Source organism: Bacillus sp. FSL K6-3312, assembly GCF_038007485.1.
In the GTDB taxonomy this organism is placed as follows: Bacteria; Bacillota; Bacilli; order Bacillales; family Bacillaceae; genus Bacillus; species Bacillus pumilus.
The window spans coordinates 2,632,156-2,657,231 of record NZ_JBBOXI010000001.1; the positions used below are offsets into that span (position 1 = coordinate 2,632,156).

Genomic DNA, 25,076 nt, shown 5'->3' on the forward strand with positions numbered 1-25,076 from the left:
AACAATAATAAATACTTTCTTAATCAGGAGGGAACAAGATGAAATACGGAGTTGTTATATTTCCATCAAAAAAATTGCAAGATATTGCGAACTCTTACCGGAAGCGTTATGATCCGAACTATGCACTCATACCGCCTCATTTAACACTTAGAACACCTTTTGAATTAACGGATCTAGAAGCGGCTGAGGTCGTCTCAACGTTAAGAGAGTATGCAAAAAATGTTTCTCCTATTACGTTACGTATTAAAAAATTCAGTTCATTCGCTCCTGTAAACAACGTCATTTATATGAAAGTAGAACCGAACGAGGAAATCATGGCGCTCAATGAAAGATTGTACGCAGATCCACTTGCTGGCACACCTGAATATGCCTTTGTTCCGCATGTGACAGTGGCTCAAAAACTATCAGATGATGAGCATTCAGACGTACTTGGCACATTAAAGCTGAGAAAGATTGACCATGAAGAAACAGTGGATCGCTTCCACCTTTTATATCAATTAGAGAACGGATCTTGGACCGTCTATGAAACATTTATTTTAGGAGAAGAGGGTTAAAGACATTTGAAAACAGTCATCGCAACAGCACAAACACAACGAGAAGATGCATATTACGTTCGAAAAGAAGTATTCGTCAAAGAACAAGAAGTCCCAATAGAGATTGAAATAGATGAACTAGAAGACGAGGCCATTCATTTTGTCATTTATAACGATGAAATGAAGCCTCAAGCAGCCGCTAGATTACGGATCATTGAAGGGCCAAAGGCAAAGCTAGAACGAATTTGTGTGTTAAAAGAGGCGCGCTCTTTCGGCCTTGGCCACAAACTATTAGAAGCGCTGGAAACAGAAGCCATTGCGAATGGAGCGAAGGAAGCAGTTATGCACGCACAAGTCCAAGCTCTTCCTTTCTACGAAAAAAAAGGCTACACAGCCGTATCTGAACCGTTTGAAGAAGCGGGGATCACACATGTCAAAATGACAAAAACACTGTCTGTTTGACCAAAAGAAAAGCCAGAGCATTCAAGATGCCCTGGCTTTTCTTTCTTTATCATCGTTCGTCAATGGAAGAAAGCGCAATCATTTATATATACGTATTAATATGAACGCCTTTGCCTTCCTCCATAAACATATCTCGTACAAAGCGTTCCCGCTTTTTTTGCTGTACTTTCGTTTCCGCTTCTGTCACTAAGTCCTCTTTTTTCTCCAGCTCTCTATATATCTTGTCATGAAAGGTGCGAGTAACCTTAGTTACTTTCGCGTAGTCTTCTTTATCCTGAGGAGCAGGACGATTGATATACTGAAAATACAGATCCGGCTGAATCGGGGCTATATATCCCATCAAGAACGCCTCCTTTGCTTCTCTTCTACTCTACTATTCCCTAATTATGACTGTTTGAAACACGTCTCATTTGATATGATTAGATGTGTTTCTTTTTAAGATTGATTAACTATTGGAGGACTAGCTTTGAAATGCGCACGACGACATGATCGAACGATCTCATTACATACGTATTCGAGAGAACATTATCAATTCCTCCATGACGAGGGAAAAAAAGGGCACTTATTCTGCCCATATTGCGGACAACCAGTCTTTTTCAGATTAAATATACATGAAGAACCTGCCTTTATTCATAAACATATGTCTCAGCACGAGCTGTGTGAACAAGCAGAAGAACAAGATAATCAGAAAAAACACGCAGAGCGAGAGGAAAGTGCTTCTTATAAAGAACTTGGGGGCTTCCGTTTTCCAACAGGTAAACAAATCATCTCGCAAACGAATGAATCATATGACTGGCAGGAACCAAGGTCGATTCAATTTAGTGATGCGTTACATTTAGAAGAGAATGAACAAGCACATACCATCGATCTCTTTCCGCATATCACCTTTAGCACACCGCAGCTTCAAGCTGTCACACATAAAGACGGTCCAATGCTGGTGCTGGCTGGCGCTGGCAGCGGGAAAACAAGAGTCCTGACAGCCAGAGCGGCTTATCTCATGTCACATCATCATATTCCTGCTCACCATATCTTACTCGTGACTTTCACCACAAAAGCCAGCAGTGAAATGAAAGAAAGACTGCGCAAGCAATATCAGCTTCACCCATCACAAGCAAGCCAAGTGGTGACAGGCACCTTCCATAGTCTTTTTTATAAAATGCTGCTTCACGATGACGCAAACAAATGGAATGGCCAGCACCTGATTAAGTTTGATTGGCAGAAGGAACAGTACATTCGGAAAGCCATCATGAATGAAGGACTAGATGAAAAAGACTACCCTACCGATCAAGTCCTGCAATCGATCGGCTATTGGAAAAATGCTTTTTTACCAGGTGAGCTTCCTGATTTGAAGGATGAAAAGGAAAAGCACATGTGGACGATCTATCAATCCTATGAACATCAAAAACGAGACAATCAGCAATTTGACTTTGATGACATGTCCATTGCCTGCTTGCACATGCTGACTGAACAGCCTGAACTGCTGAAACGGTATCAAGAACGGTTCAAATATATATTGGTGGATGAATTTCAGGATATAAATCCAGTTCAATATCAATTGATTCAGCTGTTAGCTGGAGAATCTGAGCAGCTATTTTGTGTCGGTGATGATGATCAAGCCATTTATGCCTTTAGGGGCAGTAATCCTGCTTTCATTCTTGAGTTCAAACGAGATTATCCTTCGGCTCAGATTGTCCATTTACATGCCAATTATCGGTCGCATCATACAATTGTCGCAAGTGCGGATGCCATTATTAAGAAAAATCAGCATCGTTATGAGAAAACGTTAAAAGCCGTCCGATCGGAGACAATCCCTCCTACGCTCTTTTATCCATATGACGAGGAAGAGGAAGCGACCATGATCGTGGCAGATATTCAGGAGAAAATTAAAAACGGCGCAAAGCCGAATAATATCTGCGTACTCTTTCGCACCAATACGGGAGGCCGCGCGATTTATGAGCGTCTGCATCAATCCGCGATTCCGTATGAGACGGAGCCTGGTGTCAAAGCCTTCTACAGCAGACGAATTGTTCGGGTTCTTCTCGCCTTTCTCTCTTTAAGTCAGGATGCCGATGATGTGGCTGCTATGAAACAGCTGCTTCCGGTTTTCTTTTTAAAGCAGCAGACCTTAAACACAATGAAGGCACTAACCATCACGGAAGATTGTTCAATGGTCGACGCACTCGGAAAACTAACAGATATTCAGCCGTTTCAACGGAAAAAGCTGCAATCCATTGTTCCTCTGTTCCGCACGTTACGAAATTTAAAGCCGTCTGACGCTGTGGCGTTTATTGAACAAAAGATGGGACTTGGTGATTACTTAAAAAAACGAGTGAATGATACGAATGTGCTTGAAAAAGGGGCGGATGACGTACGAGATGTAAAAACCGCCGCCAAACGCTTTGAAACGATTGAAGCCTTTCTCGCACATGCCGAACACATGAAATCTGCCGAAAAGGAAAAAACAGACGAACCAGGTGTTCAGCTCATGACGATTCACCGTGCAAAGGGTCTGGAATTCCAAACGGTGTACATCACTTGCGTGGTCGACGGAGCACTGCCTCATGATTTCTCACTTGATGAACTCAGAAACGGTGATGAAGAAGCCTTGGAAGAAGAGCGCCGTTTATTATATGTGGCCATGACAAGAGCTAAACAATCTCTTTATCTATCGGTTCCATCATTTAGACGAGGGAAAACCGCTCATCGCTCGCGCTTTTTATATCCCCTTCTAAAGAAAAACCGAGAATTATTCACAGAAAAACAACAGGCCCCCCTTTAAGCGGAGAGCCTGTTGTTTATTTTTTGTTGTTCATCATTTTAGCGATGGTATTGAAATCAAGCTTTTCTTTTCCACTTGTAATCGATTGAACGATTTTGTCTTCCATTTCTTTCGGTACACGTTTATTCGCAAGCTGCGCTACTTTTTTAATGACGCCTCGAACCGTTGCTTCATCTTTAAAGTTGGCATTTTGCAAAGAACCTGCAAGCTTGAAGACATCGTTCATATTCACACCTGTTTTATTTTCAACGCTTTTAAAGAATTTATTATCCATTCATTTGCCTCCTCTTTGTGGAGTAATCACCTTACTATATGAAAATAGGCGAGATATGTGCCTATCCTAAAGCCTTGTTTGCCCAAAGAGAAAGGAAAGCAAAAGGCTCCCCTATTGCTTCCCTCACCTTCTTACTGTTTAGTTAAAGAAAGAAGCACCAACGATGATTAGAAGGATGAAAAGCACAACGACAAGAACAAATGTTGATCCATATCCGCCGCCATAACCTCCGCCGTAGCCGCCGCAAGAACCGCCACCGTAACCGTAACAACTCATATATAAGCACCTCCTCTTCTCCCTTACAAAATATGAAAAATACAACAAATGGTTTGGACGATCACATAAAAAAGTGCGGAATTTTTATTTTCGCTGTTTAAAGACGTAATCTGCCTCTCCATGACGTATCATGAATGCTTCTGTTTCTTTCGCAAAAGCATCCATCTTCACGCCAAATGCTTTTAAATGCTCCTCAAGATCCTTCGCTTTATCCGTTAGATCCATTTCAACCTTTTCATGCGCTTGCTCTTTCCCATCATGGGGTTTAGTGAACAAGGAACCGATTAATTGTTCGAATGCATCCATTCTGGTCACCCCTTCTCTCTTACATATGCATCACTCAAAAAAAGGGCAACAAAAAAACCGGATAAATCCGGCTTTTGTTTTCTCTTCTATTGAGGTTTCTTTTTCTTTCCACAGCCGCAGCCTGCTTTTTTAATTTTCTTCGTATAAACAGATTGTTGATTTGACTGCGCTGGATAACCTTGAAGCATGTGTGACGGTGTTTCATTTGGTTTCATCGCAACCCTTCCTTTCCTCTTCCATGATAGTATATGCATTTTTTAAAAGCGTGTCTGATCAGAATGCCTGTTTATTTCACCAGCTTTGAGACGATCGCTTCAATCATGCCTGCTGCTGCGGCAATCGCTAATAGTAAATTAAGCCACATGCTAATGACAGGAAATAATATGTATATCAGAAGTAAAGCAGCAGTGCACCACATGCCAGTACACCAATAACAGCTTAACAGCTCTCCTACCCAAGACCGCAGCCCTTTACCTTTAATGATAATATATGTCTCTACTTCACCTTGTTCATTGACCTCTTCTTGTTCTTCATGAAATAAACGGCGGAAAGGAGCAGTAATGGTATCAAACACTATGAGCCTCGTCAGTCTAAACGATGCGAGGGCAAACACGACAAATGACAAAGCACCGCTCAGGAGCCTCCACCTCCTTCTTTCTTCTTTTTTGCGTCCTTTCTTTATATATGCAAAAAGAATGAGCGCCATGATGAATCGAGCGGAAATAAAATTGGGTTGTACTTTTTCACACTTTCCGATTCCACCTTGAGCCTCTGCTGCATTAAATAATGTATAGATAAGAAAGGAGTGAAAGTATTGTCTATTGAAGAAAGTGCTGATTTATTATACACACAACTGTTAAACGAATTAATCAGCAATTATGATGATTTCATTGAGATCAAAGATTCCGAAAATGTCACAATTCATAAAACAGATGTAACAGCCGCACTCTCCCTTCAAGCGACCGTAACGACAATCATTACTCTTTTAATCCAACTTCTTGTACCAGACGATGAATTGGCTACAGACATCACAGATCAGCTTTTAGCCACACAACAAGTGACAGTCCAAAAGAAAACTGTGATCCAAATCATCAATTGCTATAACGTCACGATTACATTATCAGATGCATCTATTATGAACTCCGTCCAAATTCTCACTCAAACATTGAATGTACTATTAGTTGAAGCCGGCATTCTTTGACCCTTTCTTTTTCTAACATTATGTATGAAAGAGGTGAAATAATCGTGGCTGAAGAGAACGAAAAAAAGGAGTTTCAAATCAACACTGATGTTGATCCATTAACGAGCCTTCTTGTAAGTGATATTTTAAACAAAAACAATATCACAGATGATCAGAAAGCAAATATTTCAGATGATCAAAGAAGAATGATTTTGAAATTAGTTGAGGACTTACAAAAGAAAGCAGATGACTTCGTACAGCAACAGCAGGAGAAAAAAAGGCAGGCTGAGGCAGCAAAACATGTGGAAGAAGCAGAGCCTGAACCGCAAGTACGTCCAAAACGAAATTCACTTCGAGATCGTATTCAGCAGCGCCGTGATGCGCAGCGAAACAACGATTAAATAAAAATGGGTTGCCTGCTAGGGTAAATGCCCGAGACAAAACCATTCATTGCAGCATTTAATAAAGTAAACGGAAGGAGGAATAGAAATGGAATCTAAACCATACTCTTGGGTCGCTCTAGATCGTAACTGTACACACCACGGCGATTACAACAACTACGAAAGAAAAGCAGTTTGTGACGGCCACTTTTTTGATGATGAAGATGTCTTACAAGACTTTGATCAAGTGAGTTTTACAAAACAGACGTCTGAGGAAGTCATTATCGTCAGAGACTCTTGTGACATTAACGTATCTTCTGTTGACGCACAGGTTGCAGCATCTATCCAAGTAGCTGTTCAAACAGCGATCATCACCATTACAAATATCTCAATCGCAGACGGTGATTTAGCAGACCGCGTCACACAGGATCTTTTACAAGCCGCTACTCACAAACAAACAAACCGCCAAAAACTTGTTATCGAAAATTCAAGAAACGTTACAGTATCGACAATCGATGCGGACATCTCGATCGCAATCCAAACACTTACTCAAACACTTGTTGCGACAATCGTTGCAATCGGTATCCTCTAATGTCCAAAAGCAGAGCGAAAAGCTCTGCTTTTCCTTTTATAAAAATACAACAAATATAAATAGTCATTTACCCACACCAACTAGAGGGCGCATACATATGTTGTTAAGGACTAAAGTCAAATACCTTGTTAAAGGAGCTGAAATCCATGAGCTGCGGAAAACACCATGGCCGACATGATGAAAACTGTGTATGCGATGCGGTTGATAAGATTTTAGCAGAGCAGGAAGCTGTAGAAGATAAATGTCCTACGAGCTGCTACAGTAATTTATTAAGCCCAACCGTTTCTGGAAAAGATACGATTCCGTTTTTACTTTTCGATAAAAAGGGCGGATTGTTTTCTACTTTCGGAAACATTGGAGGATTTGTTGACGATTGCCAATGCTTCGAATCCATTTTCTTCCGGGTTGAAAAATTACACGACTGCTGTGCTACGTTATCTGTATTAAGACCTGTTGATGTACACGGACATACGCTAAGCGTTTGTCACCCTTGTGACCCTGACTTCTTTGGTCTAGAAAAAACGGACTTTTGTATTGAGGTTGATCTAAACTGCTTCTGCGCAATCCAATGTTTAAACCCAGAACTAGTAGACAGAGTCATGCCATCGAAAGATAAAAAGCATCATCACCACGGCTAAATCAACCGCCATTGATCTCACTTGTCATGAGTCAAAGCATCCCCTTCCTTACGAATGACAGTCAATCATGCGGAGCAGTCAGCATAAGAGCTACCGCTTCCGCATTGATTGTAAGTAGAAGTATCAACCGGCAAAACAAAAAGCTTGTAGATGATGACAGTGCTCAAACACTCAAATAAATTTCCTAGTATAGGAGGGTTGAATATGAGCCGCAAACATTCATGGAATTGTGTAGCAGAGGCTGTTGAAAATATTAACGACTTACAAAATGCCGTCGAAGAAGAATGCCCGACCAGCTGTTACAGCAATCTCCTTTCTTCATCCCATTCATTAGGTGACACTGTCCCGTTTGTTCTCTTTACATCCAAATCAAAACCATTCGTCGCATTCGGAAACGTCGGAGAAGTAGATGCAGGTCCTTGCTTCAGCACTACATTTTTCAGAGTCGAACACATCTCTGACCACTGCGCAACACTCAGCTTGCTTATCGCATTTGACAAAGACCGTCATATTTTAGATTTTACAGACAAAGATTCCGTATGTGATGTGTTCCGATTAGAAAAATCGAAGTATTGCATTGAAGTAGATCTTGACTGCTTCTGCGCAATCGAGTGCTTAAATCCACGACTCATCAACCGTAACTGCTAACAAAAAAAGTCCCTCTATGGGACTCAGGCTGTCGAGAAAATCTCGACAGCTTTATTTTTTCCCTTAAAGTTTCCATTCCCCCGTTTTATAATAGAGAAAAGCATACTAAAGGAAGGTGTTTTTCTCATGTTCCACACTAGAAATTCTTCTCAGCACGAAGCCGAATTTGTATTGCTAGATCAACTGGTCGAAGAGGATCACCTGCTTCGTAAAATTGATCAGTACATTGATTTTTCATTTATCGTAGATAAAGTCAAACCCTATTATAGTGAGAATAAAGGTCGTCCTTCTCTTGATCCACTTATTTTGTTCAAAATGATGTTTATCGGATACCTGTACGGTATCCGTTCTGAAAGACAACTTGAAAAAGAAATTTACTATAACATGGCGTATAGATGGTTTTTAGGTTTGAACATCAATGACCCCGTTCCCCACCACTCGACCATTAGCTGGAATCGTCGTACTCGATTCAAAGATACAACGATTTTTCAAGACATTTTTGATGAAATTGTGCTTCAAGCCATCAATCATGATATGGTAGGAGGCCGCGTTCTTTTTACTGATTCGACTCATCTTAAAGCCAATGCCAATAAACATAAATATACGAGAAAAACGATTGAACAAGATACTCAGAACTATATAAATGATTTAGAAGAAGCGATCCAAGAAGATCGAGAGGTACACGGAAAAAAGCCCTTAAAGGTAAAAGAGGAGGTGAAAACGGAAAAAGACATTCGTCAAAGTACGACTGACCCTGAAAGTGGCTATCTTTATCGTGAAAACAAGCCAGAAGGCTTTTTCTACCTAGACCACCGTACAACGGATATGAAGTACAATATCATCACGGATGCCCATGTCACGCCCGGCAATATCCATGACTCTGTTCCGTATCTTGATCGATTGGATCACCAAATCGCCCGATTTGGTTTTCAAGTAGAAGCTGTTGCCCTTGATTCTGGTTATTTGACAACCCCAATCTGTAAAGGTTTATCCGATCGCCGTATTTTTGGTGTCATCGCACATAGACGCTTTCATCCAACAAGAGGATTATTTGAGAAATGGAAATTTCAGTATGATTCTGAACATGATCACTACATATGCCCAAATGGCGAGAAGCTATTATATACAACAACTGATCGAAAAGGTTATCGATTCTACAAATCAGACCCTAAAAAATGCGTATCGTGTCCTTTCCTAGAGAGCTGTACAAGGTCGAAAAATCATCAAAAAGTGATCTCAAGACATGTATGGGAAGAACATAAAGAAAAGATCAGACAAAATCGTCTGTCTGCTTCTGGAAAAGAGCTATATAAAAAAAGAAAAGAAAAAATAGAGCGAAGCTTTGCAGATTCAAAACAACTGCATGGGCTTCGCTACTGCCGGTTGAGGGGAAAACAAAATGTGAGTGAGCAAGTGCTTCTCACAGCTGCCTGTCAGAACATGAAGAAGATTGCCACACACCTAGCGAAGCTAGGCTAGGTGTGTGGGAGGCCTTTTTCTTTAATCTCATCCATCATCATTACGATGAAAATAAAAAAGATTGTAGAAAAACATGAGTTTCTCTACAATCTGAGTGTCCTATAAGGGACACTATTTTTCATTCGTTAGTTCATATGTTTGGTAGCTGCCGAGCAATTTGACTTCACAGCCAATCGCTTCTAATTCCTGAATCGCACCAGGGACAAGGACATCATCCATTTCTTTTTCTATATCTATAATAAATAAATAGTGTCCAAGACCAGTTTTTGTTGGACGAGATTCAATTTTTGACAAGTTGAGATTTCGCCAAGAAAAGGCAGATAACACGCGGTGCAATGCACCTGATTGGTCATCCTTTGGCAGACTGACGACAATGGTCGTTTTTGGCTTCGATGAGAACCCTGCATTCATTGGGAACGATGCTTTAGGATCTTTATGTAAAATAACAAAGCGTGTATGATTGTGCGGATAATCATGAATGTCTTTTTTTGCAATCGTTAAACCATACGTTTGTGCGGCAATTTCATTCGCAATGGCCCCAGCAGCCTCATCCGGATGCTCACTGATATATTTCGCTGCATAACCTGTTGATTCAACTGGACGATGCGGAATATCTGGGTACTGCTTTTTCAGAAATTGATGACACTGGGCAATCGCGTGCGGATGTGATTGGATCACATCTAATGTCTCCCAGCTTTCCGCTCTTGATGGGTGGACAAGCAAATGCTGCCGAATCGGTGCTGTCATTTCACCAACAATGGACAACGCTTCTTCATGAATTAAATAATCAATCGTTAAGTTCACAGATCCTTCGAGTGCATTTTCAAGTGGAACGACCGCCAAATCGACTTCGCCTTTTGACACAGCATCCATACATTGCGGAATCGTTGCATAGGCACGCTGCACTGCATCTGCTGGAAAGCAAGAGCATACGGCCAAATGAGTAAATGTTGCCTCTGGTCCAAAATAACCTACAGTTAATTGCTTCATCTGCTATGATCTCTCCTTTTACGCCCCAGAACCTAGAATTTCAACTTTTTCGACAAATTCAAGTTTTCTTAATTGATTCATGACTGTATTGATATCATCTGCCATACCAGCCGTGCTAATGGATAGGGTGACATTTGCTCTTCCTTGCAGCGGAATCGTTTGGTGAATGGATAACACATTACAGCCAGAGTCAGCCACAATTTGAAGCAGTCTTGACAGAGCCCCAGACCGATCCTCAAGGTGGAAAAACAATGTGATGATCTGCTCTTTCACCATCGTATAAAATGGAAAAACAGCATCTCTGTATTTATAAAAAGCACTGCGACTTAAATCCGCTTGTTGAACAGCATCGGCAACTGAATCCGCTTTTTTGCGATCGAGAAGCTTTTTAACTTCAAGCGTTTTTCGCATCGCATCTGGAAGGACATCCTCTCTTACTAAATAGAACGTTTCTTCTTTCACCTGTTTTCTCCCCTTTTAAAAACGGGAGAGCCCATGGACTGGACCCTCCTTTTGATCAATCAATAAATTCAAATTCAAATTCAAGCAGACGAATGATGTCGCCGTCTTGTGCACCACGCTCACGCAAGGCATCATCGACACCCATTCCGCGCAATTGTCTAGAGAATCGTTTCACGGACTCATCTCTTGAGAAATCTGTCATCTTAAACAGTCGCTCAAGTGCTTTACCCGTTATGACAAATGTACCGTCAGGATCTCTTGTGATCTCAAATGGTGCATCTCCCTCATCAAACCTGTACATTACGCGGTTATCAGACAGTTCCTCTTCATTATAAAGCGGGAATTCCGGTGTTGTTTCAAGCTGATTGGCGATTTCAAATAAAAGCTCACGAAGCCCTTCTCTTGTGATCGCACTAATTGGGAACACTTTATAGTCATCCGTTAATTTTTCTTTAAATGCCGCTAGATTGTCAGCTGCATCTGGCATGTCCATTTTGTTCGCTACAATGATTTGTGGACGCTCAGTCAATCTCATATTGTATTGCTCAAGCTCTTCATTAATCGTCACATAATCTTCGTACGGGTCACGTCCTTCAAGTGCTGACATATCAATGACATGGACAATGACACGTGTCCGCTCAATGTGGCGTAAAAATTGATGACCTAAGCCAACGCCTTCGTGCGCGCCTTCGATCAGTCCTGGCAGATCCGCCATGACGAAGCTTCGGTTATCATCTGTTTCGACAACTCCTAGGTTCGGCACAAGCGTAGTGAAATGAAAATCCGCAATTTTCGGTTTCGCTGAAGAGACAATTGAAAGCAGCGTCGATTTCCCGACACTTGGGAAACCAACAAGTCCAACATCTGCAAGTACTTTTAATTCTAAGATGACGTCACGTTCTTTACCTGGCTCGCCATTTTCAGAAAGCTGTGGTGCAGGGTTTGCCGGTGTTGCGAAACGTGAATTTCCACGTCCGCCTCGTCCGCCTTTTGCAATGACTGCCCGCTGTCCATGCTCTGTTAAGTCTGCGAGTACTTGTTCTGTCTCTGCATCCGTCACAACCGTACCGGGCGGAACTTTGACAACCATTTCTTCCGCATTTCGGCCATGCTGGTTTTTACTCATTCCGTGTTCGCCGCGATCCGCCTTAAAATGGCGTTTGTAACGAAAGTCCATCAATGTTCTGAGTCCTTCGTCTACTTCAAATACAACATCTGCACCATTTCCACCATCGCCGCCAGCCGGTCCGCCTTTTGGCACATATTTTTCACGACGAAACGCCACCATACCGTTTCCGCCGTCACCGCCTTTAACATACACTTTAACCTGATCTACAAACATAACTTCCTCCGTTTCTCTGCATCACATATCTCATTCTTGCCTCAAACAAAGCTCAATCATGGACTCATGACTTGTCACATGAAATTGAACTACACTCATACATGGATAGTTTGCGTCATGAAACGCATTTAACGCATCCAAACTTGTTAATTTTCCTTTGAAATCAAAATATAAGACCACATCATTCTCTTCATGATCTGTTTGGAACGTGACCGTTAAATGATTTTCAGTTTTTTGGCAAACTGATTGATCGAATATCGAAAACAACTCCTGTGATACCGTTAGCAGCTGCGATTCATATGCTGATAAGTCTCGGGTTTCACCAAGCACTTCGTATTCTAAGGTGATAAAATGCGACTCCCAATTAAATGTTAGAAAGTAATAGGCCAATTGGGGAATTTTTAAATTTGAGAGTTTGGATTCATGCTGTGCTTCAATGACCATTTCTTCTATAATTTCAAACACACGGTCATATTTTTCTAATGTCAAGTTGCCCTTGATCAGCTGCAATTTATTCATCCAGTCATGTCTTGAACGACTGAGCAGATAGATCAATTCATTTGTTAATGCAACGTGAGTTAATTTTTCGTTTTGTTTACTTGATATCTCTTCCATTATCGCACTCCCAATCGTTTGGTCTCTCTTTTAGGAGTCTTATCATCACTATGTCTCCCTGAATTATAACAGAGAAGACAGCATAGAAAAACACTAGTTATGTGAGGAAAGGTTGTTTTTTCTGATCTATAGGAGAAAATGAGGCAAAGTCAGCAAACGTTCTTTGATATTGATGGAGTGCATCTTCTTTTTCATCTTCGATACTACTTGTAAAAAGTGAAAAAAACTCCAGTCAATGACCGGAGTTTTTAGCAATTATTGTGCCGCAGGATATACGCTCACTTTTTTACGGTCACGACCGAAACGTTCGAATTTAACTGTTCCGTCGATTTTAGCGAAAAGAGTGTCGTCGCCTCCGCGTCCAACGTTTTCACCTGGATAGATTTTCGTTCCACGTTGACGATAAAGGATAGAACCACCAGTTACGAATTGACCATCAGCACGTTTAGCGCCTAAACGTTTAGACTCAGAGTCACGTCCGTTCTTTGTAGAACCTACCCCTTTTTTAGATGCGAAAAATTGAAGATCTAATCTAAGCATGAAGTTCACCTCCTATTTTTTTGTAGATATTCTCACATAATCGTGATAATCTCGTTCGATTGTTTCTAAGGAAACGACCATGCCTTCTAAAAGCAGCTGGGCTTTTTCAAAGGATACTGGATCTGTATCAGCCGGCAATTCAAAAGAGAAATAGCCGCCTTCCTCGCCAATATCGAGCAAAGGGTCCAATCCTGTCAGTGCAATAATTGAATTGACTGAGCCGAAAACAACAGCAGATACTCCTGCACAAACGAGATCCTGACCTTTTTCAGCAAACTCGGCATGTCCAGTCATCTGAAAAGACGTAATGCTTTCATCTGCTGCCGACCGAGTAATGGTTGCTTTGATCATATCACTCACACGCCTTAAGCGTTGATTTTTTCGATAACAACTTTAGTGTAAGGTTGACGATGACCTTGTTTCTTGTGGTTGTTTTTCTTCGGTTTGTACTTGAACACAGTAATTTTCTTACCGCGACCTTGTTTTTCAACTTTAGCCGTTACTGTTGCTCCAGCAACTGAAGGGTTACCCACTTTGACAGTGTCTCCGCCGACAAACAATACGTTTTCAAAAGTTACTGTTTCACCTGCTTCAGCAGCTAGTTTTTCAACATAAACAGTTTGACCTTCTTCAACTTTTACTTGTTTACCACCAGTTTCGATAATTGCGTACATCTCTGCACCTCCTAATAAACTCAGACTCGCCGAATACAGGGGGCCTTAGGCTCTTTACTCCTGCTTCGCGCGGTTGTAGCACGGGTGCTACATATCCATAACATTAAAAAATATATCAAATTAGACGCAGAATGTCAATGTATTTTCATCACTAGTACGGCAAAAGAAGCTCTTCCATTGAGGAGGTGGTTCTTCGTTCTGAAAAATACGCATGAAGCAGTTCATTTTCGTCAAGCTGGCTCATTTTCACGCCATCTCTTTCAATAATAATCGGATGCTTGCAGCCTCTTTGGAATCGCGCCATGACTTCATATACTTTTTCCTCAGCGCTCACTCTCAGCGGAATCAGCTTTTCTACCTTTTGCTCTTTTTTACCGTAATAGCGTTCTAGTAAAAAACGAACCCTGACATAATGCCGCTGCCGGTGCTCCATCACGAGTGAATAGGCTAAAAAGGTAAGCAGCACCCAGCCGTTCAATTGAAGCGGCGCAAACAAAAGTAATCCACCTGTCAATAGAATGAAAAAGACAAGGGAGCCTTTTATGGCAAGGGCATGTGCACGTTGGAACGGGTAATATGCTGATAAGAGCAAAAAGAATAATTTTCCGCCATCTAGTGGCCAAATCGGCAAAAGATTCACAAGGAAAATCGCCATATTATAAAAAGTGAACATCGTAAAAATGTCGTGTGAAATAAAAGAAGCTTCCATGAAAAACCATGCCATAAGCTGGAGCGGTACATGCTGGAACGGCCCACATAAAATGACCGCCAGCTCTTCCTTTAGCGGGCGGTTCCCATGCTCTTCTACTTCTACCGCTCCGCCAAACGGGAGTAGAAAAATCCGCCGAATGCGCCAATGATAATAGCAAGCAGCCGCTGCATGTCCAAGCTCATGGACAAAGACGATAATGAGCAGACAAAGCAGCGGCTTGATTTGACCAGAGAGAATCGCAAACGCCATCACAATCCACAGCAGCGGATGAATGTGAATTTTCGTCAGCATGATCAGCCATCTATTCAAAGGTCATCACCTGAATAGGATCGATAAACTGTTCATTTTGCTTAATGGCAAAGTAATATGTGCCCTTTCCTTGATCATCAAGTGAGATCTGGCCAATTTTCTCACCCTTATCGACAAAATCGTATAAGGCCACATTGGCTTCCTTTAATTGACCGTACCAGCTATAGCTGTTATCCGCATGCTGCACGACCACTGTCAGCCCTGTGTCACTTTTCTTTTTCACTTCTACTACATAGCCTTCCTTCATACTGTCAATCGCTTCAGCCGATGTTTCGACTTTGACACCTGCTCCATTTTGCGTAAAGGATTCCTGCACTTTTCCAGAAGCAGGTACGGCCAGTTCTTGGTTCGCTTGTACATCTTTTTGGTCTTCCTTTTTGTCTGTTAAAAAGGCAAGGGGGTTTCCAACTGTTTTCTCAAACCAGCGATTGGCAGCAGCAAATTGAAAATCTTGCTCAAAGGTCTGCGTAATGATCGGCTTCAGCTGCTGAAACGGCCCTGCCTGACCTTTAAATGAAATGGCTGCAATCAACACAAGAGACGCAGATAATAAACATTTCAGCACAAAGGCATTGGGGTTAAATAGCGGATGCTGATATTTCTTCGGCTGATGAGACGACGATTCAAAGGAAGATGACCCTGAATGCTTTTCTTCCTCTGTCAGCATGACCCATGGAGGGATATCTTCTTTTTTCTTAAAAGTCGTCTTCTTAGATGGAGCAGCTGACTGCTTCGTTTTGCGGCGCTGCGCGATTTTCTTTCGGTACTCGTCCACTCTTTTCATGAGATCACCCTTTACATACAAACAGTTTGTACATTTTATGTGACGACCTCATCTGATATGCAACAAAAAGACCGATTCTGATCGAATCGGTCTCATCTTACCTGAATGCTTATTAAGCTCTTACACCAAAAAATGCTTTCAGCTTAGCAAACATTCCTTTGTTTTCATCTTCAAATGATTGAAGTGGAACAGATTCGCCTAGTACGCGGCGGGCGATATTACGATATGCAATCGAGACTTTATTTTTAGCATCCATGACAATCGGTTCACCATTGTTTGAAGCCTTAATCACGTCGTCATCATCAGCGACAATGCCAAGAAGATCAATCGATAAGTGATGGACAACTTCATCCACATCCATTGAATCGCCACTTTTCGCCATGTGTGTACGAATACGGTTGACAATCAAACGAGGTGGTTCGATATCTTCTTGTTCTAACAAGCCGATGATACGGTCGGCATCTCTCACAGCTGAGATCTCAGGCGTCGTCACGACAATTGCCTTATCTGCACCAGATACAGCATTTTTAAAGCCTTGCTCAATTCCAGCAGGGCAATCAATGACGACATAATCAAAGTCTTGTTTCAATGATTGAATTAATTCTTTGATCTGCTCTGGTTCTACAGCCGTTTTATCACTTGTTTGAGCAGCGGGTAAAAGATACAAAAGATCCTCGAAACGCTTATCTTTTACAAGCGCTTGGTGAATTTTACATCTTCCTTCTACTACGTCGACTAGATCATAAATAATGCGGTTCTCAAGCCCCATCACGACATCTAAATTCCGAAGGCCAATATCGGTATCAACTAGACACACCTTTTTCCCTTGAATTGCTAGTGCTGTGCCTAAGTTTGCAGATGTTGTTGTTTTGCCAACGCCGCCTTTTCCTGAGGTAATCACAATAGCCTCGCCCAATTTCACATTCCTCCCTCAAGCCTTGTCAGATTAGGTCTTATATGAGCCAATTGCTGCAGGCGTTCAATGATCATGTTGCCATCTATATCTAAATAAGCACATTCCATTTCATTTCCATCTTCTTTTTGATCTGGTGCACGGTTAAACACTTGTGCGATGCGAAGCTGTGTCGGAATCATACGAGATGCCGCAATGACAGCTTGTTTATTCCCATTACATCCAGCATGTGCCACGCCTTTTAAAGCGCCGAGCACAAAAATATTTCCCCCTGCACGAATCGTTCCGCCAGGATTGACATCTCCTACTAATAAGAGATCTCCTTCAACATACAGTACCTGTCCAGAGCGCACAATTTTGGCTACAGAGGTAATTTCGGCCTCTGCTTTTAATCGTCTCGCCTCTTCAGTTGACATGACGTCACTTTCAATAGAGTGAATGACGAGATGTTCATTTTCAGAGACTGCTTCAGTCAAACGCATTTCCTGATCCTCTGTTAAATACCGAAAACCAAGCTTAATATGCACATTAACCTTATGACCTTCCCTTCCATCTGTATATTGCTCAAGTAAAAGAACCTCTCGCAAGCCAGAAAGAAGGTCATCAAACGAACAGTCATCATTTAACTGTAATGTTAATCCGTTTTTTGTACCTTTTATTGTCACATATTGCTGTTTTTGAGTTTTCAAGATGCTCACCTCAACAACATACTCATTTCGCCGTATTTGGACAAACTCCTGCTTTTATTCGTCGATCAGTCCTTGTTTCATATTGATGAAAAAGAGCCTAAGCGGCACAACAAGTATGAGAGACGCAGCAGTATTTAAAAGAATCGTTGGAATAAAGCGTTCGATGACATACGTATTAAACGGCATAATACCTGGTTGAATTGTCGCTTGAACGCCGTATACATAAAACTCCATCACGGAAACAGCAATAATCGACAGAAAGACGACCACTAACATATTCGTTTGCAAAACTTTAAAGGCTTTCGCTAGCAAATAGCAGAGCGCTCCAAAGCCAAACATATGAACACCAAGTATGCCTGTATACGAAATATCATATAAAAGTCCAAAGATAAAACCGAAAATCACACCATATTTTTGATTCACATAAGCCGTCATAAATACAAGTGCGAGTAAGATGAAATGAGGAGCTAAAATTTGATTGTCTGAAACAAATGGGAGCTTCACTAGATCGACAAAAATACTGTCAAATACGAAGATAAACAACATGACGAAAGCAAGAAGGACACGTCTCACGAGCCTTCCTCCTTCGTCAATTCAGATGCATCTGCCGTACTTGAGCTGCGATTCACCACAATCACGCGGTCTAAATTGTTGAGTTCAGCCGCTGGTTCTACATAAATGATTTTTGTCAGGCCGTAATGATCTGGCTCGATTTCACTCACCTTACCAATCGTCAAGCCTTGAGGGAATACGCCCCCTGCTCCAGATGTTTCAACAAGATCTCCTTTTTTGACATCTCCATCTGCATCAGATTTCAGAATATTCATTGTCAGCATTTTTTTCTTACTGTCGTAGCCGTTAATAATTCCGTTGAGTTCTTCTTTGCCCTTTTTCGCAAAAATTTTCGTTGAAATTCTATTATTTTGGTCAGTAGAGCTTAGCAACCTTACAGTCGAAGTAAAATTGTTGAGCTTATCACTTTCAATTTTCCCAATTAACGCACCACTCTCATTTGTGACCGCCATATCTTTGTCAACGCCTTGTTTTTTCCCTTTATCAATCATGACAAAGCTATCCCAAAGGGACGGGTTTCTAGCGATAACCGTTGATAGAATTGGCGTATAATCACGAATAGAGTTCACATAACCGAGCTGCTTGCGAAGCTTTTTGTTCTCATCTTCTAGTTCTTGAAGTTTCGCCTCGTATTGGGTTTGTCCATCAAGTTTTTTTCGAAGACGTTCGTTTTCATCGTATGTGTTCTTTAAATCTTGTACGTTCCCATAAATACCGGCGATAAATTGTGATGGTTTATGAAAGACACCTTGAAAAAAGCCTGTCGTATCCCCCACTAATTTTTCCGGCCATGAAGCACCTCTGCCGCTTTTCACTGAAAAACCAATCATGGCCACCAGTACGATGACACAGACAAGGAGCAACATTAATCTTTTATTCATAAAAAACTGCGGCATGTCTTACACCTCTTTATTTACGCCCGATTATCGATTATCTTTTGATTTTCCTTTGAACAAATGAATATGCTCTAGTGCTTTTCCTGTTCCGATTGCCACACAGTCAAGCGGGTCTTCGGCAATAATGACTGGCATCTTCGTTTCATCACTAATGACTTTGTCAAGATTACGAAGCAATGCACCGCCGCCAGTTAAGACGATTCCACGGTCCATAATATCTGCTGCCAGCTCAGGCGGAGTTTTTTCAAGTGTCATTTTCACCGCATCAACAATTGTTTCCACTGTATCGCGAAGCGCTTTTGCAATCTCATCTGCTGTAATCGAGATTGTTTTTGGCAGACCAGTTAAAAGGTCACGGCCCCGAATATCCATTTCATCATGTACATCAGGCTGCGCAGAACCGATTTCCATTTTAATAGCTTCTGACGTACGATCACCGATCATCAGGTTATACGTTTTACGGATGTAGCTGCTGATCGCATCATCCATTTCATCTCCTGCCACGCGAATTGATTGTGATGTCACAATACCGCCAAGAGAAATAATGGCTACCTCTGTTGTACCGCCGCCAATGTCAACAACCATACTTCCTGTTGGCTCCCATACAGGCAGGTTAGCACCGATCGCCGCAGCAAATGGCTCTTCAATCGGGTATGCGTCACGTGCACCAGCTTGTCTTGTTGCATCAATAACTGCACGCTCTTCTACAGCTGTAATACCAGATGGTACACATACCATCACGTAAGGTTTACGAGCAAAAAGCCCTTTGCCTTTTAATGCTTGATTAATGTAATATTTCATCATTGTTGCTGTCGTCTCGTAATCTGCAATGACTCCGTCTTTCATTGGGCGAAGTGCCACAATATTACCAGGTGTACGGCCAATCATGTTTCTCGCGTCATTTCCAACCGCCACTATAGACTTCGTATCAGTTTCCAAAGCTACGACCGAAGGTTCTCTTACAACAATGCCTTTCCCTTTAATAAAAACAAGCGTATTCGCTGTTCCAAGATCTATTCCAAGGTCTTTTGTACCAATTCCAAACATATGTATGTATCTTCCTTTCTTAAACCAAAATTCCCTTTAGGGAAAAACTCATAAACTCTATTATATCGTAAAACATTGAAAAAAAAAGTGTTACAAATACCCTTTTTCCTTCAAACTCACAAATTTTTGATCACCTATGACCAGATGATCAAGCAGCTGTATTCCAATCAGCTTTCCACATTCAAAAAGTCGTTGTGTAACTTCAATATCTTCCCTGCTGGGCGTCGGATCTCCAGATGGATGGTTGTGCACACATATAAATGAAGCGGCCGAACGTTTAAAGGCCTCTTTGAAAATTTCACGCGGGTGAACGATGGATGAGTTCAGACTTCCAATAAACACAGTATGTTTATGAAGAACTTGATTTTTAGTATTCAGATATAAACAAACAAAATTCTCCTGTTGCAAAAACCTCATATCTTCCATCACAAAATTCGCTCCGTCTTCTGGTGTGCGGATCACATAGCGGTTATCCGTCGTTTGATGGTGTAATCTAGTGCCGAGTTCTAAAGCAGCTAAAAGAGAAATCGCCTTCGCCTTTCCAACTCCTCGAATCTTCGACATTTCTTCAATTGAGGCTTCTTTTACAGAGCGAAGCCCGCCAAATGTTTGCAGAAGTCTTGCAGAAATTTGGAGAACTGATTCTTTTTTTGTGCCTGTTCTTAGAAGGATCGCAACAAGTTCATGATTTGACAAACTGCTGGGCCCGTATTTGATAAATCGTTCTCTCGGTTTTTCATCATGAGGGAGATGCTTTAGCAGCATAGGGAAATCGTTCAGGGTGACCACTCCTTTTAGAATTCCTTCCTGTCTTCAAAAAGGGGTGATTCCAAAGGTTTCAAGCACTCTGACTGTTTTCGCAATAGGTAGACCAACAACGGAAAAATAATCACCATCTATTTTTTGAACGAACAGTGCGCCTTTCCCTTGAATGCCATAGCTTCCCGCTTTATCAAGGGGTTCGTCCGTATCAATATAGCGGTCTATTTCATTTTGAGTCAGCGTCCAAAATGTCACTTCTGTCTGTTCATAAAATGTTTCTTTTCTATTCTCTGACTGAACCGTGACACCCGTCAAGACTTGATGTGTCTTTCCTGATAATAATTGAAGCATAAAAGCCGCTTCTTTCTTATCTTTTGGTTTCCCAAGATATTTGCCGTCAATTGCAACAATTGTATCTGCACCAATGACCACAGCTTTGGGATTTAATCTTTGAATATCATTTGCTTTTTGTTCTGCCAACCATTGGACGTTCTCAGCAGGGGAAAGGTTTCGATTTATTTCTTCTTTTAAATGACTTGCTTGAATGTCATAAGAAAACCCTGCTAGATCAAGCAATTCTTTTCTTCTAGGTGATTGCGATGCGAGAATCAATTGGTTCATGTTTGTTCATCCTTTCAGGGTTTAGCCTAAGAAGTAAGATACCCATTCATCCTAGCAAATGTACATCTTACCGACAATTTACGAAAATTCATTTTTCATGTACCTTCATCATTATGTTGGATGCAAAAGAAAAAAACTAGTCATTTTTTGACTAGTTTCGTTTCTTAAAAAATGATTTTACGTATTTAATTGATCAAGCAATGCTTGCTGAGATTTCCAGCCGTTTTCAGCGGTTGGGTCATTTAATAGCTGCACAGCTTTCAGCAAACTGCTTTTAGCCGGTGCATCCTCTGTTTTGGCACTTTCAAGCTCAGAAATTAGCTGCGTGACTTCCTTTTGATCCACTTCATCGCCTGCAATTACTTTGGATGATAATACAGATGCCTTTTCTATTAAACTAGTCAGCTCATCCGGTACTTGAAATGAGAGCTCCTTTCCTCCCCACGCCTCAAAGTGCTGATCAATCAATTTCTTCCCTACAGCGCTTGTCATCCCTTGCTCTGTCGCAAGCCCGGCAATGACATAATATCCATCATCCATGGAAATCTTTTTCCCTGCATACCCTGCATCTTTTAAACTGCCAACTAAGTCATCTGCTCCTTTTTCAGAAGAGAATTTCCCAGCCTGTACAACAAAGGTTGATAAACTGCCAGAGGCACTTTTTTCATCTTTGTTCTCTTTTGATTCATCTGTAGTACCTGCATTCGGCGCATCCCCGCCAGCTTTCATCGATGATTGATTTTCAGAACCAGATGCCGAGACACTGATATCTCCACCTGAAGGATTTGGTGTACCATCTTGACTTAAACTAAGCGCAAACACCCCAAGGCCTGTCCCAAGAACGACCGCAAACACAATCGTTGTCATCACTCTCTTGAAGGGACCGCGATTTTTACCGAACTTCTGATCAAAGGAGCTTTTTTTCTTTTGATAAGGTGTGACGACTTTTGGATCAGAATGATAAATATGATCAGCAGCATCATCCCACTGGAAATCTTCTTCTTTCGGTTTAGACGAATCTTCCTGAGAAGCCGCTGTCTCCTGTTCCGAATGTCTCTTTTCCTCCCAATTCGAAAACGTCACTTGATCCTCTTGCTGTTTTGGAGGCTGATGATCATCTTCATGCACCATTTCTTCCTTGCCATTAATATTGACCTTTAGCCCTTGTTTTTTTGCCTGCCTCTTTTTCACTGTCATTCCCCGCTTTCTGACATGTTTGTAAGAAAGACCTTTCTGTCCAATGAATCAGCGCGAATTTAACCCGTCCTTCTTTCTGTTTCACACTTTACCATAGCAGTAAAAAAAAAGAACAAGACTTTTGTCGGCAGGGCAAAAAAGTGTTCGCCAATTTTTTCACCCCTTCGACTAGCCAAATAAAAACAAGACAGGAGCACCACAGAGATACATCAAAAAAGAAATAGTGATCGAAGGAACAAAAGGGAATGGCTCGTTTACTCGAAAGGAAAAGACCCTTGCATAAACCATTCCAGCGATACATGAGAGAAAAAGCATGAGAAGGAACGGCTTGAAGCCAAAGCAAAACGCAAGCACACTGAATAGCTTCATATCAGCTCCGCCCATACTATTCGGCTTAAAATAATCTAAACTAGAAAACAAAAGAATGCTAAAAATCAGAGAAGCCGCCCCTTCCCACCAAATAAGAAGCGGTTCCAGCGTGCGGTATATGACGAAAAGAGGGAAAAAGAAGAGAAACAGCTCGTTCGGAACCCTCATATAGAGAAGATCACTCACGACAGCAATCACGAATAAACTACAAAGAATCACAAGAAAAAGACCTTCAAACGAAAAACCAGCGATCCTATAAATGAACAAAAAAAGACCGCCTGTCAGCAGCTCAACCATTGGATATAGCTTAGGCAGCCGAATGCCGCAATGTTTACAAGACCCCTTCCATACAGCATAAGAAACGAGCGGAACCATCTCGTGCAGGGATAGCGGCTGTTTACAGGCTGTGCAGTGAGATCGAGGGAAGATAATAGATCGCTTCACTGGCAGTCTTTCGCCAACGAGATGAAAGAACGACCCCATCGTGATGCCTGCAAGAAACAGAAAAATCTCAATCATATGTGGTGCTCCTTCCGGTAATAAGATAGATTGGATTTTACCATGACCCTACCCACTAAAGCATCTAGTGAAAATATGATTTTCCCCCTATTCTACATATAAAAAGAAAAAGACGCAGGAGGCATCAAAGCCATTTGCGTCTTTTCGTTACCCGAACATACGATTTCGTATATCTGAAATAAAATAAAGAGAGCCTGTCACTATAATCACCGCTGAAGGATCATCACTCTTTTTCTGAATCCATTCAATCACTGCACGAGGGTCATCATCATACGATTTTGCCTCTAACTGACTGCACGCATAAAGCTTTTCCGCTGATTCAGCTCTTGGAAAATCAAATGAAACAAAATGGATAGAGGAACTAACTGTTTCAAGCTTTTGAATCATTTGCTTGTACGGCTTATCTTTTAAAGCACTAAAACAGACATGTACTTGTTTACTAGAAAAATGGGCTTGCACGGTTTCAATTAAACGGTCGATTCCTTCTTCATTATGAGCGCCGTCTATATACACTGGTGGATGATCTTTGACTTTTTCAAATCGCCCAGCCCAAACAGCATGCCGAATACCTTCATATACCTGCTCTTCTGTCACGCTAATATAGCCTTCTTGCTCCAGCCATTCAATGAGTAGAACAGCAAGGGAAGCATTTTGCTGTTGATGCGTTCCAATTAACCCTGTTTCAAGCTGCGGATACTGCCTTTTTGATGTGCTTAACGTAAATCGTTCTCCTGTTTCTGTTGGCTGCTGATGACTGAAGGTACAAGTATCCTGTAATGAAATGCATTCCGCCTTCGTTTCTTTTGCGATGTTTTGAATGACAGCAAGTGCTTCCGGTTGATGAACTGCGGTGATCATCGGAATACCCTCTTTGATAATGCCCGCTTTTTCAGATGCAATTTGTTCAAGTGTGTCACCTAGAATCGCCATATGATCATGACCAATCGATGTAATCGCTGTTAAGATAGGTACGGCAACATTTGTTGAATCAAGTCTTCCACCAAGTCCTGTCTCTAATAGGACAAAGTCTACTTGCTGCACATCGGCAAAATAAGCAAATGCACATGCGGTAATGATTTCAAACTCTGTTGCTGCGCCAAGCTCTGTTTGATCTAACTCATCAACAAACGGCTTGATTTTATTCACCAAACTCAGCCATTCTTCATCCTGTATAGGTGCTCCGTTCACGCTGATTCGTTCATTGAACGTTAAAATAAACGGGGAGGTGAAGGTGCCGACTGAATAGCCTGCTACCTGTAAAACGGAACGAGTAAACGCAATCGTTGAACCTTTTCCATTTGTACCTGCAACATGTACCGCTTTTATGCGTTGTTCCGGATGGCTTAGTTTGTTCATCAGCCACTTCATTCTTTCAAGACCCGGTTTTACACCAAAGGCCAGTCTACTGTGAATCCACTCAATGGCTTCATGATAGGTTGTAAACAATGTCATCTCTCATTTCATCCGAAATTTTCAAAAAAGACGACTCCATTTTGTTAGGAGCCGTCTTTTCAA

General features: G+C 41.5%; 34 protein-coding genes and 1 other annotated feature. Of the genes, 9 read left to right on the forward strand and 25 right to left on the reverse strand.

Going from position 1 to position 25,076, the window contains the following annotated elements; all coding sequences use genetic code 11:
• Positions 1–38: 38 nt before the first annotated feature.
• Together MHI11_RS13700 and MHI11_RS13705 are read left to right on the forward strand one after the other, a co-directional pair.
• Entirely contained in the window at positions 39–554 is a 516-nt protein-coding gene (locus MHI11_RS13700) for a YjcG family protein (protein ID WP_106030372.1), read from the forward strand.
• 6 nt (positions 555–560) lie between these two features.
• Positions 561–995 (forward strand): GNAT family N-acetyltransferase, encoded by a 435-nt coding sequence (locus tag MHI11_RS13705; RefSeq protein WP_111912330.1) that lies wholly within the window; start codon positions 561–563, stop codon positions 993–995.
• Between the two features lie 82 nt (positions 996–1,077).
• On the opposite strand, the gene MHI11_RS13710 is transcribed toward MHI11_RS13705, so the two are convergent.
• Entirely contained in the window at positions 1,078–1,335 is a 258-nt protein-coding gene (locus tag MHI11_RS13710) for a hypothetical protein (RefSeq protein ID WP_003210759.1), read from the reverse strand.
• A 126-nt stretch (positions 1,336–1,461) separates the two neighbouring features.
• On the opposite strand from MHI11_RS13710, the gene MHI11_RS13715 reads away from it, so the two are divergent.
• Positions 1,462–3,774, forward strand: a complete 2,313-nt coding sequence (locus MHI11_RS13715) for an ATP-dependent helicase (RefSeq protein WP_340961233.1) — start codon at positions 1,462–1,464, stop codon at positions 3,772–3,774.
• A 16-nt stretch (positions 3,775–3,790) separates the two neighbouring features.
• Here the strand turns inward: MHI11_RS13715 and MHI11_RS13720 are convergent, their stop codons facing one another.
• The 5 genes from MHI11_RS13720 to MHI11_RS13740 all read right to left on the reverse strand — a co-directional run bounded on the left by MHI11_RS13720 (position 3,791) and on the right by MHI11_RS13740 (position 5,267).
• Positions 3,791–4,048 carry a stage VI sporulation protein F gene (locus MHI11_RS13720; protein ID WP_003212292.1) on the reverse strand — a complete coding sequence of 86 codons (258 nt, stop codon included), beginning with the start codon at positions 4,046–4,048 and terminating at the stop codon, positions 3,791–3,793.
• A 138-nt stretch (positions 4,049–4,186) separates the two neighbouring features.
• Positions 4,187–4,324 carry a YjcZ family sporulation protein gene (locus MHI11_RS13725; RefSeq protein WP_003212017.1) on the reverse strand — a complete coding sequence of 46 codons (138 nt, stop codon included), beginning with the start codon at positions 4,322–4,324 and terminating at the stop codon, positions 4,187–4,189.
• An 84-nt stretch (positions 4,325–4,408) separates the two neighbouring features.
• Positions 4,409–4,630, reverse strand: a complete 222-nt coding sequence (locus tag MHI11_RS13730) for a hypothetical protein (protein ID WP_044140426.1) — start codon at positions 4,628–4,630, stop codon at positions 4,409–4,411.
• 86 nt (positions 4,631–4,716) lie between these two features.
• On the reverse strand, positions 4,717–4,845 hold the full coding sequence (locus MHI11_RS13735; protein WP_258395192.1) for a hypothetical protein: 129 nt from the start codon (positions 4,843–4,845) through the stop codon (positions 4,717–4,719).
• Between the two features lie 71 nt (positions 4,846–4,916).
• Positions 4,917–5,267, reverse strand: coding sequence for a DUF1360 domain-containing protein (locus tag MHI11_RS13740; RefSeq protein ID WP_044140434.1), 351 nt, complete (start codon positions 5,265–5,267; stop codon positions 4,917–4,919).
• Positions 5,268–5,444: 177 nt separating this feature from the next.
• Here MHI11_RS13740 and MHI11_RS13745 point away from each other — a divergent pair, with 177 nt between their 5' ends.
• From MHI11_RS13745 to MHI11_RS13770, 6 genes are all read left to right on the forward strand, one after another.
• The gene (locus MHI11_RS13745; protein WP_044140425.1) at positions 5,445–5,831 is read left to right on the forward strand and encodes a spore coat protein; all 387 of its coding nucleotides are present in this window, start codon (positions 5,445–5,447) and stop codon (positions 5,829–5,831) included.
• 44 nt (positions 5,832–5,875) lie between these two features.
• Entirely contained in the window at positions 5,876–6,211 is a 336-nt protein-coding gene (locus MHI11_RS13750) for a hypothetical protein (RefSeq protein ID WP_044140424.1), read from the forward strand.
• 88 nt (positions 6,212–6,299) lie between these two features.
• Complete coding sequence (locus tag MHI11_RS13755) at positions 6,300–6,782, forward strand: spore coat protein (RefSeq protein ID WP_044140423.1); 483 nt, start codon at positions 6,300–6,302, stop codon at positions 6,780–6,782.
• Between the two features lie 146 nt (positions 6,783–6,928).
• Positions 6,929–7,420, forward strand: a complete 492-nt coding sequence (locus tag MHI11_RS13760; protein WP_003211658.1) for a CotY/CotZ family spore coat protein — start codon at positions 6,929–6,931, stop codon at positions 7,418–7,420.
• Positions 7,421–7,624: 204 nt separating this feature from the next.
• Complete coding sequence (locus MHI11_RS13765; RefSeq protein WP_044140422.1) at positions 7,625–8,068, forward strand: CotY/CotZ family spore coat protein; 444 nt, start codon at positions 7,625–7,627, stop codon at positions 8,066–8,068.
• 126 nt (positions 8,069–8,194) lie between these two features.
• The gene (locus MHI11_RS13770; protein ID WP_340960248.1) at positions 8,195–9,547 is read left to right on the forward strand and encodes an IS1182 family transposase; all 1,353 of its coding nucleotides are present in this window, start codon (positions 8,195–8,197) and stop codon (positions 9,545–9,547) included.
• A 111-nt stretch (positions 9,548–9,658) separates the two neighbouring features.
• On the opposite strand, the gene pheA is transcribed toward MHI11_RS13770, so the two are convergent.
• The 19 genes from pheA to MHI11_RS13865 all read right to left on the reverse strand — a co-directional run bounded on the left by pheA (position 9,659) and on the right by MHI11_RS13865 (position 25,007).
• The gene (gene pheA / locus MHI11_RS13775; RefSeq protein WP_034661622.1) at positions 9,659–10,537 is read right to left on the reverse strand and encodes a prephenate dehydratase; all 879 of its coding nucleotides are present in this window, start codon (positions 10,535–10,537) and stop codon (positions 9,659–9,661) included.
• Between the two features lie 18 nt (positions 10,538–10,555).
• Positions 10,556–10,999 carry an ACT domain-containing protein gene (locus MHI11_RS13780; protein ID WP_003216269.1) on the reverse strand — a complete coding sequence of 148 codons (444 nt, stop codon included), beginning with the start codon at positions 10,997–10,999 and terminating at the stop codon, positions 10,556–10,558.
• Between the two features lie 55 nt (positions 11,000–11,054).
• Positions 11,055–12,341, reverse strand: a complete 1,287-nt coding sequence (gene obgE / locus MHI11_RS13785) for a GTPase ObgE (protein WP_340961234.1) — start codon at positions 12,339–12,341, stop codon at positions 11,055–11,057.
• 30 nt (positions 12,342–12,371) lie between these two features.
• Positions 12,372–12,956 carry a sporulation initiation phosphotransferase B gene (locus MHI11_RS13790; protein ID WP_012010758.1) on the reverse strand — a complete coding sequence of 195 codons (585 nt, stop codon included), beginning with the start codon at positions 12,954–12,956 and terminating at the stop codon, positions 12,372–12,374.
• 255 nt (positions 12,957–13,211) lie between these two features.
• The gene (gene rpmA / locus MHI11_RS13795) at positions 13,212–13,496 is read right to left on the reverse strand and encodes a 50S ribosomal protein L27 (protein ID WP_003216586.1); all 285 of its coding nucleotides are present in this window, start codon (positions 13,494–13,496) and stop codon (positions 13,212–13,214) included.
• Between the two features lie 12 nt (positions 13,497–13,508).
• Positions 13,509–13,847 carry a ribosomal-processing cysteine protease Prp gene (locus tag MHI11_RS13800; protein ID WP_003216478.1) on the reverse strand — a complete coding sequence of 113 codons (339 nt, stop codon included), beginning with the start codon at positions 13,845–13,847 and terminating at the stop codon, positions 13,509–13,511.
• 14 nt (positions 13,848–13,861) lie between these two features.
• A complete protein-coding gene (gene rplU / locus MHI11_RS13805) occupies positions 13,862–14,170 on the reverse strand; it encodes a 50S ribosomal protein L21 (RefSeq protein ID WP_003216781.1) in 309 nt (102 codons plus the stop codon).
• A 12-nt stretch (positions 14,171–14,182) separates the two neighbouring features.
• Positions 14,183–14,255 (reverse strand) — a sequence feature (ribosomal protein L21 leader region).
• Positions 14,256–14,321: 66 nt separating this feature from the next.
• A complete protein-coding gene (locus tag MHI11_RS13810) occupies positions 14,322–15,191 on the reverse strand; it encodes a M50 family metallopeptidase (RefSeq protein WP_106066912.1) in 870 nt (289 codons plus the stop codon).
• Entirely contained in the window at positions 15,184–15,975 is a 792-nt protein-coding gene (locus tag MHI11_RS13815; protein WP_044139999.1) for a M23 family metallopeptidase, read from the reverse strand. The genes MHI11_RS13810 and MHI11_RS13815 overlap by 8 nt, the downstream gene beginning before the upstream one ends.
• 112 nt (positions 15,976–16,087) lie before the next feature.
• Positions 16,088–16,891, reverse strand: coding sequence for a septum site-determining protein MinD (gene minD, locus MHI11_RS13820; RefSeq protein WP_003216504.1), 804 nt, complete (start codon positions 16,889–16,891; stop codon positions 16,088–16,090).
• A 2-nt stretch (positions 16,892–16,893) separates the two neighbouring features.
• On the reverse strand, positions 16,894–17,577 hold the full coding sequence (gene minC / locus MHI11_RS13825; RefSeq protein WP_003216790.1) for a septum site-determining protein MinC: 684 nt from the start codon (positions 17,575–17,577) through the stop codon (positions 16,894–16,896).
• Positions 17,578–17,631: 54 nt separating this feature from the next.
• Positions 17,632–18,150: a rod shape-determining protein MreD gene (gene mreD, locus MHI11_RS13830; protein ID WP_340961235.1), complete on the reverse strand. Its 519-nt coding sequence runs from the start codon at positions 18,148–18,150 to the stop codon at positions 17,632–17,634.
• Complete coding sequence (gene mreC, locus MHI11_RS13835; protein WP_003216396.1) at positions 18,147–19,046, reverse strand: rod shape-determining protein MreC; 900 nt, start codon at positions 19,044–19,046, stop codon at positions 18,147–18,149. Before mreC ends, mreD begins: the two co-directional genes overlap by 4 nt.
• Positions 19,047–19,073: 27 nt before the next feature.
• Entirely contained in the window at positions 19,074–20,093 is a 1,020-nt protein-coding gene (locus MHI11_RS13840) for a rod shape-determining protein (protein ID WP_003216532.1), read from the reverse strand.
• A 90-nt stretch (positions 20,094–20,183) separates the two neighbouring features.
• Positions 20,184–20,858, reverse strand: a complete 675-nt coding sequence (gene radC / locus MHI11_RS13845; protein ID WP_044139998.1) for a RadC family protein — start codon at positions 20,856–20,858, stop codon at positions 20,184–20,186.
• A gap of 48 nt (positions 20,859–20,906) precedes the next feature.
• A complete protein-coding gene (locus tag MHI11_RS13850) occupies positions 20,907–21,476 on the reverse strand; it encodes a Maf family protein (protein ID WP_044139997.1) in 570 nt (189 codons plus the stop codon).
• Positions 21,477–21,653: 177 nt separating this feature from the next.
• Positions 21,654–22,673: an SPOR domain-containing protein gene (locus MHI11_RS13855; RefSeq protein ID WP_106065691.1), complete on the reverse strand. Its 1,020-nt coding sequence runs from the start codon at positions 22,671–22,673 to the stop codon at positions 21,654–21,656.
• A 168-nt stretch (positions 22,674–22,841) separates the two neighbouring features.
• Positions 22,842–23,561, reverse strand: a complete 720-nt coding sequence (locus MHI11_RS13860) for a prepilin peptidase (protein ID WP_340961236.1) — start codon at positions 23,559–23,561, stop codon at positions 22,842–22,844.
• Positions 23,562–23,708: 147 nt separating this feature from the next.
• Complete coding sequence (locus MHI11_RS13865) at positions 23,709–25,007, reverse strand: bifunctional folylpolyglutamate synthase/dihydrofolate synthase (RefSeq protein ID WP_340962328.1); 1,299 nt, start codon at positions 25,005–25,007, stop codon at positions 23,709–23,711.
• Between the last annotated feature and the right edge of the window lie 69 nt (positions 25,008–25,076).